The organism is Flavobacterium lipolyticum, assembly GCF_020905335.1.
GTDB lineage: Bacteria > Bacteroidota > Bacteroidia > Flavobacteriales > Flavobacteriaceae > Flavobacterium > Flavobacterium lipolyticum.
Genome location: NZ_JAJJMN010000002.1, coordinates 1,088,055 through 1,103,302 on the forward strand (window position 1 = coordinate 1,088,055; position 15,248 = coordinate 1,103,302).

Annotated in this window: 13 protein-coding genes; 2 read left to right on the forward strand and 11 right to left on the reverse strand. The window is 34.4% G+C overall.

Annotation, left to right across the window (positions count from 1 at the left end; all coding sequences use genetic code 11):
• Positions 1-51 precede the first annotated feature (51 nt).
• A complete protein-coding gene (locus LNQ34_RS21110) occupies positions 52-1,092 on the reverse strand; it encodes an agmatine deiminase family protein (RefSeq protein ID WP_202703658.1) in 1,041 nt (346 codons plus the stop codon).
• Between the two features lie 229 nt (positions 1,093-1,321).
• Between LNQ34_RS21110 and LNQ34_RS21115 the strand changes: the two genes are divergently transcribed.
• Together LNQ34_RS21115 and LNQ34_RS21120 are read left to right on the forward strand one after the other, a co-directional pair.
• Positions 1,322-2,842, forward strand: a complete 1,521-nt coding sequence (locus tag LNQ34_RS21115; RefSeq protein WP_230001141.1) for a choice-of-anchor I family protein — start codon at positions 1,322-1,324, stop codon at positions 2,840-2,842.
• Positions 2,843-3,060: 218 nt separating this feature from the next.
• The gene (locus LNQ34_RS21120) at positions 3,061-4,329 is read left to right on the forward strand and encodes an OmpA family protein (RefSeq protein WP_230001142.1); all 1,269 of its coding nucleotides are present in this window, start codon (positions 3,061-3,063) and stop codon (positions 4,327-4,329) included.
• 305 nt (positions 4,330-4,634) lie between these two features.
• Here LNQ34_RS21120 and LNQ34_RS21125 read toward each other — a convergent pair whose 3' ends face one another.
• The 10 genes from LNQ34_RS21125 to LNQ34_RS21170 form a co-directional block, all read right to left on the reverse strand.
• Positions 4,635-5,525 (reverse strand): carbon-nitrogen hydrolase, encoded by an 891-nt coding sequence (locus tag LNQ34_RS21125; RefSeq protein ID WP_017497081.1) that lies wholly within the window; start codon positions 5,523-5,525, stop codon positions 4,635-4,637.
• A gap of 170 nt (positions 5,526-5,695) precedes the next feature.
• Positions 5,696-6,109 (reverse strand): hypothetical protein, encoded by a 414-nt coding sequence (locus LNQ34_RS21130; protein ID WP_202703655.1) that lies wholly within the window; start codon positions 6,107-6,109, stop codon positions 5,696-5,698.
• 396 nt (positions 6,110-6,505) lie between these two features.
• On the reverse strand, positions 6,506-7,483 hold the full coding sequence (locus LNQ34_RS21135; protein ID WP_230001143.1) for a T9SS type B sorting domain-containing protein: 978 nt from the start codon (positions 7,481-7,483) through the stop codon (positions 6,506-6,508).
• Positions 7,484-7,636: 153 nt separating this feature from the next.
• Positions 7,637-8,986: a hypothetical protein gene (locus tag LNQ34_RS21140; protein ID WP_230001144.1), complete on the reverse strand. Its 1,350-nt coding sequence runs from the start codon at positions 8,984-8,986 to the stop codon at positions 7,637-7,639.
• Between the two features lie 4 nt (positions 8,987-8,990).
• Complete coding sequence (locus LNQ34_RS21145; protein ID WP_230001145.1) at positions 8,991-9,707, reverse strand: Ig-like domain-containing protein; 717 nt, start codon at positions 9,705-9,707, stop codon at positions 8,991-8,993.
• A 293-nt stretch (positions 9,708-10,000) separates the two neighbouring features.
• Positions 10,001-10,888 carry a DUF808 domain-containing protein gene (locus LNQ34_RS21150; RefSeq protein ID WP_230001146.1) on the reverse strand — a complete coding sequence of 296 codons (888 nt, stop codon included), beginning with the start codon at positions 10,886-10,888 and terminating at the stop codon, positions 10,001-10,003.
• Positions 10,889-11,332: 444 nt separating this feature from the next.
• A complete protein-coding gene (locus LNQ34_RS21155; RefSeq protein WP_230001147.1) occupies positions 11,333-12,373 on the reverse strand; it encodes a hypothetical protein in 1,041 nt (346 codons plus the stop codon).
• Positions 12,374-12,485: 112 nt separating this feature from the next.
• Complete coding sequence (locus LNQ34_RS21160) at positions 12,486-13,523, reverse strand: hypothetical protein (RefSeq protein WP_202702482.1); 1,038 nt, start codon at positions 13,521-13,523, stop codon at positions 12,486-12,488.
• A 112-nt stretch (positions 13,524-13,635) separates the two neighbouring features.
• Positions 13,636-14,679 carry a receptor L domain-containing protein gene (locus LNQ34_RS21165; RefSeq protein WP_230001148.1) on the reverse strand — a complete coding sequence of 348 codons (1,044 nt, stop codon included), beginning with the start codon at positions 14,677-14,679 and terminating at the stop codon, positions 13,636-13,638.
• Positions 14,680-14,701: 22 nt separating this feature from the next.
• Positions 14,702-15,193 carry a T9SS type A sorting domain-containing protein gene (locus tag LNQ34_RS21170; RefSeq protein WP_230001149.1) on the reverse strand — a complete coding sequence of 164 codons (492 nt, stop codon included), beginning with the start codon at positions 15,191-15,193 and terminating at the stop codon, positions 14,702-14,704.
• Positions 15,194-15,248 lie beyond the last annotated feature (55 nt).

The window sequence follows — 15,248 nt, forward strand, 5'->3', positions numbered from 1 at the left end:
GAATCCTTTAATCTGTGGCAAAAAAATTCGATATCCTTCGAAATCTAAAAATTAAGCCGGAATCTGTTGACTCAAACAGTGTAATGTTCCAAAGCCCCAAATAAAATCAATACAACTGATACCGATTACTTCTCTGTCAGGAAAACATTCAGCAAGTATATTCAAAGCTACACGATCATTGCTATCGTTAAAAGTAGGAACCAGTACACAATTATTCAAAATTAGAAAATTCGCATAGCTAGCCGGTAATCTTAACGTATCAAAATCAACACGTTTTGGCATTGGCAATGCTACGATAGTTGGTGATTTTCCGTCTTCCAGTTTTGCATTTTGCAAACGTTTCAAATTGTCCTGTAATGGTTTATAATTAGAATCGTTTTTATCCGTTTCTACAATCGTTACAATAGTATCTTCGTTTACAAATCGGCATAAATCGTCGATATGTCCGTGTGTATCATCTCCTTCTATTCCGTCACCCAGCCATATTACATTGGTAACTCCTAAGTATTCCTTAAAAACAGCCTCGTAATCTTCTTTAGTAAAACCTGCGTTTCTAACCTGAATGGTCGGATGCATCAAACATTCTTCAGAAGTCAATAAAGTTCCTTTTCCGTTTACATCAATTGCACCACCTTCTACAATTACAGGTTTCCCCTTATACATTACCTGCGTAAGCGGAACATCAATAAAATCGGCTATTTTAGCAGGAACAAATTTATCCAGCTGGTAGTTTTTGTACTTCGCCCAACCGTTGAAATTAAAATTCAAAGCTTCTCTTTTTGAACCATTTTGTACAATAATTGGCCCCGAATCACGCATCCAGCTTCTATTGGTTTTGTGAACAATAAAAGAAACATTCGCCAGATTCACTCGTCCCATTTCCAGCATTCCATTTACTTTTTCTTTTAGTTTTTCATCGGCTACAACCAAAAAAACAGTTTCAAAAGTGGCTACTTTTTTAATAAATTCTACAAAAGCCCATTGAACAGCTTCGTATTTTCCCGGCCAATCGTTTCCATTATGCGGAAAACACAATACAATTCCTTGTTGTTTCTCCCATTCCGCCGGAAACCTTCTATTATTTGTTGACATAAAATGATTCTAAATTTGAAAGTGTACAAAGATAATGAGATAATGTGATAATTAGATAATGTGATAATTAGATAATTGGAGAATTAGACAATTGAGCAACCTAACAATTTAATAAATAACAAATTAACCAGTTATCTAATTAACAGATTAAGTTAAAGATTAAATAATAAAGCCTTAATATAAGACCACAATCTGCTAATTACATTTGGCAAAACTAAAAAACACAAAAATGAAAAATGTAAGCCTTTCATTATTAGCTGCTTTATTTGTTATGGCAAGCTGTAATAATGATGAAACCTCAAAAAATCAGGAATCCGAAATTGTGGTCAACGAAAATCCGGGTTCTTTTAAAGAAATCGGTTCGATCACTATTGGCGGCGAAGCTGCCGCTGAGATTTCGACATATGATGAAAAAACAAAAAGACTTTTTACAGTAAATAATAGCGGAACGAATCAAATTGATGTCATTGATATTTCCGATCCTACAAAACCCGTTAAAATTGGTAAAATCGATCTGACTCCGTACGAAGGTGCTTCCAATAGTGTTGCAGTTTACGATGGAAAACTGGCTGTTGCTTTAGAATCAACTCTTAACAAACAAGGAAATGGAAAGGTGGTTATTTTTAATACCAGCGATTACAGCTTAATCAAACAAGTTCCCGTTGGTGCATTACCCGATATGATTACGTTTTCGCCGGACGGAAAATTCATCATGACGGCTAACGAAGGAGAACCTAACACCGATTATACGCAGGATCCAAACGGAAGCATTTCTATTATTGATACAGCTACTTATGCTGTTACCACTTTAGATTTCAGTTCTTTTAGTGGTCAGGCCGAAGCTTTGAAAAAAGAAGGACTTAGAATTTCAAAATTTGCCAAGAGTTTTACTCAGGACATAGAACCTGAATACATTACCATATCTGATGATTCTAAAACTGCCTGGGTGACTTTACAGGAAAATAATGGTGTTGCCAAAGTAGATCTAACTTCTAAAACCATCACAGCTCTTTATCCTCTGGGCTTTAAAAATTTCAATACCGCCGAAAATGCCATTGATGTAAGTGATAAAGACGATAAAATTGCTTTTAATCCCTGGAAAGTAAAAGGAATGTACATGCCGGATGCCATTAGTCATTTTTCAGCAAACAATACTCCTTATTTTGTTACAGCCAACGAAGGTGATGCCAGAGAATATGCTGCCTACGCAGATATTAAAAGAATGAAAGACATGAAACTGGATGCCACTGCTTTTCCTGATGCTACCACTTTAAAATTGGAGACTAATTTAGGAAGACTTAACCTTATTGCCGATATGGGAGATGCTGACGGCGACGGTGACCTGGATGAGTTGGTCGCTTTTGGAGCCCGCTCCTTCTCTATCTGGAATGGGAATACCGGAAAAATTGTTTATGATAGTAAAAATGATACAGATAAAAAAACAAATGAACTTGGAACCTACGATGACAAACGTAGCGATGACAAAGGCTCTGAGCCGGAAGCAGTCGTTGCCGCTAAAATGGGATCTCAGAATATTTTATTTGTTGGTTTAGAAAGATCTGATGCTTTTATGACTTATGATGTAACCAATCCTGCTTCACCACAATATTTACAGACGGTAAAAACCGGTGACGCTCCGGAAGGAATACTCTTCATTCCGGCTTCTAAAAGTCCAACCAAAAGAAGTTTGTTAGTCGTTAGTAGTGAAGGAGATGGAACTGTAAAAATATACCAACCAGATTTAAAATAACCTTCACATTTACAATTTCAAAAAGGGGCTAAAAATTAAATTTAGCCCCTCTTTTTGACCAAATATTTTGATTTCATTAACATATTTGCATAATTAAAACCCAAAAGATGGGAATTATGTAAGACCAAATAGAACACTATCTAAATTTCGTACTATAAATTTGTCCTGAGTTTAAAAGTTAAGGCTCAAAAATAATATTAAATAAAAATTTGGATATCATGAAAAAGAAATTAGCTTCAGTATCACTTTTACTACTATCAATCGCTGCCAGTGCACAAAACACGACAACGACATCGGCCCCGTCTACAATTGACAAACCTGCTTACAATAAATGGTCTATAGAATTAAACGGAGGTTTAAACAAACCTATGAGAGCCATAACACCTGGTTATTCAACAGAATCAGTTAGTCCGTTTCATGCCGATTTAGGAGTAAGATATATGTTTAATCCTAAATTTGGTTTGAAACTGGATGTTGGATACGATCAATTTCAGGAACGTAAAGACACTCCGGAGTTTGACAGCAAATATTACAGAGCAAGTTTACAAGGGGTTGTTAACCTTGGAAGAGCTTTAAACTTTGAAACCTGGACAAATACTTTCGGTTTATTGGCACATGGAGGTTTTGGGGTTTCTCAATTAAGCAGCGATAAAGGTTTTGACGGGAAAGATTATATGGCTCACGGAATTATGGGATTAACCGGACAAGTGAGACTAAGCAACAGAGTTGCTTTAACCGGAGATCTTACCGGAATTGTTAACGGAAGACAAAACCACAACTTCGATGGAAAAGGAGTTCCTGCTACCGGTTCATTAGATGGTGTGCTATTAAATGCATCTGTTGGTTTGACGTTTTACTTAGGTAAAAACACAAAACATGCTGACTGGTATTCTGAAGACAATGAAAGACTGAACAAATTAGAAGACCGAGTGAATACAATTGAAACTAATCTTATTGATACCGATAAAGATGGTGTTGCTGATTTGTATGATTTAGAACCAAATACAATTTCAGGAGTGGCTGTTAATACTAAAGGACAATCTATTGATACCAATCAAAATGGTGTTCCGGACGAATTAGAAAGCTATTTAGATAAAACTTATGCTAAAAAAGGAAGTGAAGCTGCTCCAACAAACAAAACGGTTGAAGAATTAATTAACGGAGGGTATGTAAATGTATACTTTGATTTCAATTCTTCTAAACCAACCAATACTTCTCTATCCGGTGTTGATTTCTTAGTGAAATACCTGAAAAACAATCCTGGTAAATCTGCTGATATCATTGGTTATGCAGACGAAATTGGAAACTCAAGCTACAATACTGAATTATCAAGAAAAAGAGCTGAAGCAGTTAAAAAGATTGCAACAAATGCAGGAATCGATGCTTCAAGGCTGAATGTAATTGCTAACGGTGAAGATACTTCTGTGAACAAAAATTCAAAAGAAGCGCGTCAAATCGTAAGAAGAGTTACTTTCCAGGTGAAATAAACAATTCTAAGCTAGTATAAAAAGAGGCTGTTTAAAAATTTAAACAGCCTCTTTTGCATATAAATAATTAAGATTGGAATTAAAGTCCAAAAGCAGTTTTAGTCTACGTCTTACTTCAACGCGGATAAAAACAGATCTTAAAAATTGTAAACTCATTTAAAGAGAAAAAAATCGGTGTCTATCCATTTTATCAGCGTCGAATTAAAGCTAAAATTTTAAAACGATATTGTCTCTGCTAAAAAAAAGAGGCTGTTTAAAATTAAACAGCCTCTACTTCTTTGCCTTTCTATAAAGGTATTTTTTACTTATTGATCAATCGCTCTTTTGGTAATATCGCCAAAAGCATCAATTCTTCTGTCTCTGAAAAATGGCCAGTTCTGACGTACGTTTTCCTGTAGATCCAAATCAACTTCAGCAATTAGAATTTCTTCCTGATCATGAGAAGCCTGAGCCAAAATCTCACCCTGAGGTCCCGCGATAAACGAAGCTCCCCAAAACTGAATTCCTTCTGTTCCTTCAATATATTTTTCTAATCCAATACGGTTTGCAGCGGCAACAAAAACACCATTTGCAACAGCATGGCCTTTCATTACGTTCATCCATGCACCATATTGATTTACTCCATACTCTTCTTTTTCTTTTGGATGCCATCCAATTGCTGTTGGGTAAAATAAAACCTCAGCTCCTTTTAAAGCAGTAATACGTGCTGCTTCCGGATACCATTGATCCCAGCAAATAAGGGTTCCGATTTTTCCTTTTTTAGTCTCAATAGCCTGAAAACCTAAGTCACCCGGTGTGAAATAGAATTTTTCATAGAAATGCGGATCGTCCGGAATGTGCATTTTACGGTATAACCCTGCTTCTGTTCCATCCGTATCAATGATATAAGCACTATTATGATAAATTCCTGCCATTCTTTTCTCAAAGAAAGGAACAATAATTACCACTCCTAATTCCTTTGCCAAGGCACTAAAAGCAATAAATGAAGTACTGTAAAGTGGTTCGGCTAATGCAAAATTATCTACATCTTCGCTTTGGCAAAAATAATGACTGCTGTACAATTCAGGCAGCAAGATTACTTCAGCTCCTTTATTGGCAGCATCTTTTACCCAGCTGATACATTTTTTAAGATTATTCTCGGCAACATCATTCAGATTTAACTGAATAACGGCTATTTTATACTTTCTTTTCGGCATGACATAAAATTTAGAGTGCAAAAATAGTGTTTTTTGAAAGAATGACAAAGAACACCTATCTTCCAGTTCTTATAAAAAAGAAAACCATCTTACAAACATCCCTCTCTATTAAAGAATCAAATGATTGCAAAATGGTTTCGTTACCTAAGATTTATCGTCTAAAAACTTAATTACTCAATAACCACTTTCGTCGTTACGAATTCCGTTTCCGATTTTTTGAATTTGATTTCAAATGTTCCTTTTGTTGCGGACTTAAATTTGTAAACTGTCTTTTTAGGATCTGGTACCTGAGTAGTACAAACTCCTGTTGGATACTTAACTTCAACTTGTAGCCCTTTTACTCCCCCAATGGTCACTTCACCAATTTTACTGAATTCTCCACAAGCATTATCGACAATAAAGGTAACATCGTAGCTCAGTTCTTCATTAACCTTCCCGGTTGCAGGACCTTTCACTTCGGTCACTAAAGCAGCTTTAGTAATTGATTCAGGAATACTTGGTGCGTCATTATCGTTACTGCATGAAGCCAATCCAATCGTTAGAAATAATACTACAAAAACTGATTTTAATTTAAACCTTTTCATATAAAATAATAATTAATTGTTAATTACTATGAAGATGCCGTTGGATGGCAATGGTTGCTTTTCAAATTTGTTAATTCTTTCGACAAAACAAATAAACCATTAAAAATCAAATCTTTATTCCGTCAAAATACTTAAAAAAAAACACCACTTTCTTATGAAAAACCAAAATTTATCGCATAGCCCCGATAGAAACGGCATCCTTTTTCCTGCTTTTTTAGCAGGGAAAAGATAGAGTGAATAGCGGGACAAAAGTCCTTTTTAAAAATAAGTTACAGTGCTTCAAAAAACAAAACACCAGCCTTTCGACTGGTGTTTTGTTTATGTTTTTTTAAACTTTAGAAATCAGTTTATTTTGCAAAACGTTATTTTATTATTTTAAAGCAATACTCTAATCGACTACCTTTTTAAAGAAAAGTGAGATCTAAATACCGCTGGGCTTCCATCAGTATTGATATACTCTATCAAAAACCAATAATCATCAGAAAATAAGTCAATACCATTATATTTTCCATCCCAGCCCTCTCCAATTGTATTTATTTTTTTTAACAATTTTCCATACCTGTCAAAAATGCTAATTTTTGGATTCATTGAAGGCAACAAATCATCGATTTTCCATACATCATTAAAACCATCCTCATTAGGGGTAAAAAATTTAGGATACTTAATCACATTCGCAGTTAGAAATATCTGATTACAGCCATTTTTATCACGAATAACAACCTGATAAATTCCGGATTTAGATACTGAAAAAGAAGGGTCATCCTGAAAATTTATTCCATCTATAGAAAATTCATAATTTCCGATACCATTTGTAACTGAAATAATAATATCCTGAATATCAAAAAAAATACTGTTAACCTTTACCGATGCAATAGCCGACGACGATTTACCGACGACTGAACTGTCATTGGTTACACACCCGGTTAATTGGTCTGTTATTTCAACCGTATAAGTTCCAATTTTACTAACTATAATTCCGGAATCAATATCCGGTAATGTTACACCATCACATTTCCACTTAAATTTATATAATTCATTTGATAATTTTGTATCAATCAAAATTGGGTTCAATAATTGATTTGTAACAGGGTCAACGCAGAGATACTGATCAGGCAAATTTACAAATGGTAAAGGAAGGATTTTAATTAAAAGTATTTGGCTTAAACCCGTACAATAATCATTCTTTTCATTTACTTCTAAAAGATAATCTCCAGGTGGAGTATCTTTCCATTCTATACTGATCTCATTAGTTCTGTCATTATAAGGCTTTAGTATCTTTCCAACAAAACGTGAATCCTTAATGATCCAATTATACACAGATCCTGATGTCCCTAAACCTAAATTCTCAGACCTGTCAACTCCATAATTACTCACACTGCCAAAGCAAATTATTTGTTGCCCCCGGGAGCAAAAAGAAAAAAAAACAAGAAATAAGGCTAATACAATCTTAAGAGAAAAAGAATAACTTTGCTTCGATTTGAATACTATTCGCATCATTTGTGTTTTTTATAACTTTTCAAATTATATTTAATCATAAGAAATAGGACTAGTAACCGGTAATAACTTTTTCACAACTTTAACGGGAGATGGTGAAGTTCTTGAACAATTTGTACTAAAATTACTATCCGTAACAGTTACCGTATAATTAGAACTTTCAGTTGCCTTGTAAGAACTATTGTTTGCACCAATTATATCAATAGTGTCTCGTTGCCATTGGTATAAGAACCCGGGCTTTTCAATTGCTTTCAAAACTACACTGTCACCATCACAAAATGTAGTAGGACCAATAGCTGTTATTGATGCATCAGGCAATGGATGTACTATAACTGATGTAGCTTTTGAAATAGCTGAGCAGCCATTTGCATCAATAACCTTAAGTGTATAATCTGAACTTTCTGTTGCCTTGTAAGAGGCTGAAGTACCTACGATAACATTGTTTTTATTTCTCCATTCATATGATAAATTAGTTTTCATCTTCGAAAGTAATGTAACACTACCACCCTCACAAAATTCTAAGGACTCAGCTGGTAAAATTGTAATTTCGGCAACAGGAAGAGGATTGACTTTAACGCTAATTGGGGCCGATGTTTTTATACAATTATTTCCATTTGTAACCTGTACACTATAATCGGAGCTTTCTGTTGCAACATAGGAACTGTTTACTGCACCTATAATATCCATTCCGCCTTTTTTCCATTGATATTTCAAATTAGATCCAGTATTTGCATTTAGTACCACACTTCCACCAAAACAAAAAGTAGTAGATCCTTTCGGGGTAATCTCAGCCAATGGTAACGGGTTTACAACAACAATCCCGCTAGAAGCAATACTAACACATCCTAAAGAATTTTTCACTTTTACACTATAATTACCCGCTGTACCAGTAGTAATACTTGAAACATTACCGGGATTTCCTCCAGAGGGTGTGGTCCATTCATAAACATAGTCATTTCCAGTATCTGCGGGGGTTACTGTCGCATATAAAGTTGCTTTCGAACCTTCACAAATCACAGCATCATTTACTGTAACTACCGGAAGATCCACAATGGTTACCACTAAAGTAACTTTATCTCCTGAACAAGCAGAATTAGTTTCTGTTACCTCTAAATGATACTCCCCTACTGGAGTAGATCCCCAATCTACGGTAATAGAATTAGTGTTTTGATTCTGAATAACCCCGGAAAACATTGCCTCAACTACACGCCAATTATATGTAGAACCCGGAGTTCCCGATACGCCATCAGCCAAATCAACTGAGTATTTCTTACTTGTGCCAAAACATACCTTTTGCGTAGAAGTTGTTAATTGGGCTTGTACAGATGAGAAAAAAAATACAGTTAATAAAACCAGTACTTTTTTTAGAATTTTATGTGTCAAAATTTTAATCATGAGTAATTACAGAAGTCTGCGGTATATTTATAATATTATAAGTCTTTATTGTTTCACAGTTTAAATTTCCCCGTAATTTAATTTTCACGATACCTTCTTTTAAAAATTTTACCTCTCCGGTTTCAGGATCTACCGTCGCAAGACTTGGGTCAGAACTTGACCAGGGTTTTGCTGGTAAAACAATAGCAGATGATTTTAGATAAACACTTTTACTTTTACAGGGATAAAATGGAATTTCGGGCTCAATTATTTTTGGCGGGGGATCATAATTATTAATTGCATTAAATCTCATAATTACATTATTTAAATCCAGACATCCGCTTTTTGATATGATCACGTATGCACCTGAATAAAAAGCCTGTGAATTAAACTGAATTGTTGATTGCTTGCATTTTATACAATCAGATGCATCGTCGTTTGATGCTAACAATACACCCGAACTATTATACAAAGCCAGAAAAGTATCTTCTGATGATTCCCCAACGGTTGTAAATGTATAGGTATTATTGAACGTTAAAGGAGATAAATTAATTCTAAGCTGTCCTCCTGATGGGTGTGTAACCCATTGAAAAGAACAAACCGGATTATATAAAACCGAATCTGTAAAAGTAGGCACACATTGCCCATGCACAATTCCTAGAAAAAAGTAGAAAAAAAAGAGTAAATTTCTTTTTTTTCTATAATATATAACACCTGATTTATTCTCCAAAAACCACCCCACTTTTTTTCATTATTGAAAGGCAAATTTATAAAAAAAAGAATACAAATTACAAGTGATAGTTAAAAATTAACATTTATTTTCTTTCAAAACAGCAAAGTTAAACAAAACACTATAATTCATACTGTAAGTATTTTATTACTACTAGTCTGTCAAATATACTTACCCATCGGATTAAAACACTTTAAGCATTAAAAAAATATTTACAATACTCAAAAAAAAAAAAAAAAAAAAACACCAGCCTTTCGACTGGTGTTTGTTGTATTTATGGTGCTATTTTTTTTTTAAGCAACTTCTTTTTTACCAAATATCTTTTTAAACAGACTTATTACAGCCAATACTGCAAAACCTAGCACTAAACCTGTCACAAATTCTTTTATGATAGAAGGAACATTAATTTCTTCCATTAGATGATGTAAAAACGGAATATAGTGTACAAAGATTCCTCCTGCTACTAAAATCAAAGCTATTGTACCAATCACGGTTAAACTTTTAATGACCAAAGGCAATGCTTTTACTAGTATGTTTCCAATAAATTTCGATATGCTTTTCTCTTTTTTACTGAATTTAATAAGCTTATACCCTGCTTCATCCATTCTTACAATAAGTGCCACGATACCATAAACACCAACAGTTGCCACTAAGGCAATTATTGACGTTACTATGATTTGCTGACTAAGAGGCTGACCCATTACGGTACCTAAAGCAATAATCACGATTTCGACTGATAAGATAAAATCGGTTACGATCGCCGATTTTATTTTTCCTTTTTCAGCTTCTAAAATTTCTTCTTCTGTAAACGTTTCATCTGTGATTCCCTCCGATTCTTCGTGATGGTGCGGAAATATAAATTCGTAGATTTTCTCTGCTCCTTCGTAAGCCAAAAATAAACCTCCAAGTACCAGAATTATAATGATAGCTACCGGCAAAAAAGCACTTAACACAAAAGCAATTGGTAAAATAATCACTTTATTCAATAAAGACCCCTTGCTAATTGCCCATAATACCGGAAGTTCTCTCGAGGATGCAAACCCTGAAGCTTTCTCCGCATTTACGGCCAAATCATCACCCAAAATACCTGCTGTTTTTTTTGCTGCAACTTTACTCATTACTGCAACATCATCCATGATTGCTGCGATATCGTCTAATAGTACGAAAAAACCTGATGCCATTATACTTATTATGTTTTAGAAAAATCACTTAATTAACTGGTTTTAAATACACCAAATTAATCCGTAATCCTCGTTGTTTATTGCTGCGAATCTAAGACTTTTTTGTTGATTCTTCTAGCCAAAAATTAACTGCATTGTCCTAAAAGCACCCAAATAATAATAAACACGAAAATAGTTCCAAAACAGCCTCCACCTAATTTTTTCGCACCGTAACCCGCTATTAATCCTCTAAAAATATTGTTCATTGTATTTCGATTAAGATTATTCCTCTTTTTATTTGATTTTCAAACCACTATAGTAAAGATCATCACTTTATTGCCAATTATTTTACATTACTTTCAGAAAAATTTATATCATTTATGGAATTATGAGTTCGCGTTCAAACAAAAAAAACAGTATTTCTACTGGTGTCTTTTTGGATATTATTCATAAAAAGAAGTTCATTTAATCTGTTGCGACAGAATAGCCTCTGCTTACTAAAGTTGCTTTATCGGTAATACCTTGTCCTGTAGGAGGAGCTGGAGGATTCTGATCCTGTAACTGAACATAACTTCCTGTGTTAGAAGGAAGATTAAGCAATCTGTGTAAAATTAGATTAACTTGTGAACTCGAAAGCGCATTTTTATTAAAATTAATGGATAAATTTTTATCTGTAATTAAGGCTAATGATGGCAATTCGATAGAAGTAAGAATCTTATTATTACTAAAATAAAGCCCTTTACATGAAGTTAACAAAGGAAATAAAATAGAAGTTAAAGACGGATTATTTAAAATACCTGTGTCGTATCCATGCAGTGTTTTCATAAGAGGAAACCCAATTGAAGTAAGTTTGTCGTTATTTGACACGTCCAAATCGTTATACACTTCAGCAAGGTTACTTACATTCACATTCACTAACTTTAAGTTATTTTGGATCTTCAAATTTATTAAACTCTTTATTACACTTAAATCTAAAGTCGTTAAGTTTGTCGTACTGGTTACATAAATATTTTCTGTATAAGGCCCCAATTCAGCGATAATCTGTGCTGCTGCCTGCGCATCTGTGACATCTCCCGTTATAACAATACTTGGTTTTCCTTTATTTTGGCTGCTTCCCGCATACAAGGCATAAGGCACACTCAACAACTGACTTGTACCGCTAATGGTGTAGTTACTTCCTCCTGTTGGATCAATTTCTGTCTTGATAAAGTGCGATCCTGCTCCCCAGTTTATTCCTGAAAAAGTTCCTGTAGTTGGTGTTCCTCCTCCTATTTCTATAGTGGCTAATCCATTGTTGTTTGTTGTGGTGGTTTGGGTTTCTACATAAGAAGCAGTGCCACTTGTTGATCCTAATAATATACTGGTTTTAATACTCACCAGAGTACCTGCAACCAATGTACCATCCGTTTTACGAATAACCGATTGGTAGCTCATTTTTTGCGGAGCCTGGGCAAATAAAAAGGTAAAAGAACTTAATAATAGTAATGCTAGAGTAATTTTCTTCATATATTTTTCTTGATTTTAGAATGTTAATCTTTTATGATCTTACTGTATTTATCGGATATTCTTCCAAGAACCTAAATTTATTAGAAACCTAAATAAAAAGAATTCCAATAAACTAGTCCGTAGTAACTGAATTACCTGCATTTATTAAAGCTGCTTTATCGATAAGTCCTTGACCAGTAGGAGGAGCTAGTGGATTTTGTCCTTGTAATTGAATCGATTTTCCTAAAGCAGGTAAAACATCTTTTAGTTTACTTAACAACGAATTAACCTGAGAACTTGGTAATGCATTATCACCAAATCCAATTTGCTTACCAGTAGTAAGAGATAACGTAGGTATATTAATCGTATTCAAGCTCGAATTAGAGGTAATATACAAACTATTAATTTGGGTTAGTAGTGGAAAAGAGACTGACGCTAAAGACTTATTATCGTATATCGTAGCCTGATCATCTCCTAATATTACGTTTAATACTGGAAATACAATTGAACTCAATTTTTCGTTATATCTTATATTAAATTCATCCTGAACTACACTAAGATTGTCAAACTTTACAGCAACTAGTTTAGAATTAAAACTTATATCAAGATAAAATATTCTTTTTAATACGCTCAAATCTAAAGTTGTCAGGTTTGTGGTACGAGTCACATAAATCTTCTCTGTGTGAGGCCCAAACTCAGCCAGTATTTGTGCCGCCGCCTCTGCATCTGTGACATCTCCCGTTATAAAAATAGTTGTTTTTCCTTTATTTTCACTACTTCCCGCATACAAGGCGTAGGGTACACTTAAAAGCTGACTGGTACCACTAATGGTGTAGTTACTTCCTCCTTTTGGATCGATTTCAGTTTTGATAAAGTGTGATCCGGCTCCCCAATTTATTCCGGAAAAAGTTCCGGTAACGGGTGTTCCTCCACCGATTTCTATAGTAGCCAATCCATTGCTGTTTGTTGTGGTGGTTTGTGTTTCTACATAAGAAGCTGTACCAGTTGCTGAGCCAGCCAGGATACTCGTTTTAATACTTACTAAAGTACCTGCAACCAACGTCCCATCCGTTTTTCGAACAACCGATTGGTAGTTCATTTTTTGCGGAGCCTGCGCAAACAAAAAGGTAAAAGAGCTCAATAATAGTAAGGCAAGAGTAATTTTTTTCATATATTTTTCTTGATTTTAGAATGATAATCTTTTATAATATTACTGTATTTATTGGATATTCTTCCAAGAACCTAAATTTACTAGAAACCTAAACAAAAAGAATTCCAACAAACTAATCCGTAGTAACTGAATTACCTGCATTAATTAAAGCTGCTTTATCGATAAGCCCTTGTCCTGTAGGAGGAGCGGGTGGATTTTGTCTGTTAAAATGAAAATTTTTATCTGAAGCTGGTAAAACATTTAATAGTTTACTTAATAATAAATTGACCTGAGTACTTGAAAGAGCACAACCTACAAATTGAAGAGTTTTAACTTTACCATCCAATGACGCTAGAGAAGATAAGTCTACTGAACTAAGTGCCGGGTTAGCATTTGCATAAAGATTTTTAACTCTGATCAACGCGGGAAAAGAAAGTGATGCTAATGATTCGTTGCCCATAATTTCAAAATCACTTCCACCACGTATCACTTTCAAAGCCGGAAATGACAGAGATGCCAATTTTGGATTATTATAAATATATATCGAATTATTAATTTCACTAAGATTTCTAAAATTTACAGAAACCAATTTCAAATTATCATTTATTTTTAAATCTATTACTTTTTCTACCGCACTTAAATCCAAAGTTGTCAAATTTGTTGTACCAACAATGTAAACATTTTCTGTTTCAGGTCCAAATTCAGCTTTAATCTGTGCCACAGCTTCCACATCTGTAATATCTCCACCTATAAAAATAGTCGTTTTTCCTCTACTTTGACTGCTTCCCGCATACAACGCATAAGGTACACTTAACAACTGACTTGTACCACTAATAGTGTAATTACTACCTCCTGTTGGATCGATTTCGGTCTTGATAAAATGGGATCCCACACCCCAATTTATTTCTGCAAAAGTTCCGGTAACAGCTGTCCCTCCACCTATTTCTATAGTGGCTAATCCATTGCTGTTTGTTGTGGTGGTTTGGGTTTCTACATAAGAAGCAGTGCCACTTGTTGATCCTAATAATATACTGGTTTTGATACTCACTAAGGTACCTGCAACCAATGTCCCATCCGTTTTTCGAACAACCGATTGGTAACTCATTTTCTGTGGAGCCTGTGCAAATAAAAAAGTAAAAGAACTTAATAATAGTAATACGAGAGTAATTTTCTTCATGTATTTTTCTGCTGTTATAATTTTATTTTTTGATGATTTTAAAAGTTTTTATCGTCTTGCCTTCTTTACTTACTGCCAGAAAATAAATCCCATGGTTTAATTGCTGCATGGGTACACTTGTTTCGGAGCCTGTAATTTTTAAATTTTCGGATACGATTTTTCCTGTCGTATCAAAAAGCCTGCAAGACAAATCATTCCATTCTTCTTTGGTAATGACTAAAGTAAGCACATCAACAGCAGGGTTTGGATAAGCAGTCATGACAAGGTCAATACCTTTAAATTCATCATTACCCAAAGTAATTACCTCATAAGGCTGTTGAACACCTTGCAAAACGGAACCATTATCACCGGTCAAACTCACATAAGCGATCTGTCCAACCGAATAACTAGAACTGCCCCCGCTTCCGGTTGCATTTCCTCCTGCAACTACTACATTTTGTTGAGAATAACCATTGGTTACAAATAAAACAGCGGTAATAAATAAAATTGAAAAAGTGCGTTGATTTTCTTTCATATAATTGTTTTACTGATTAGTCATTCAAATATAGAATAATTATTATACAGAATAT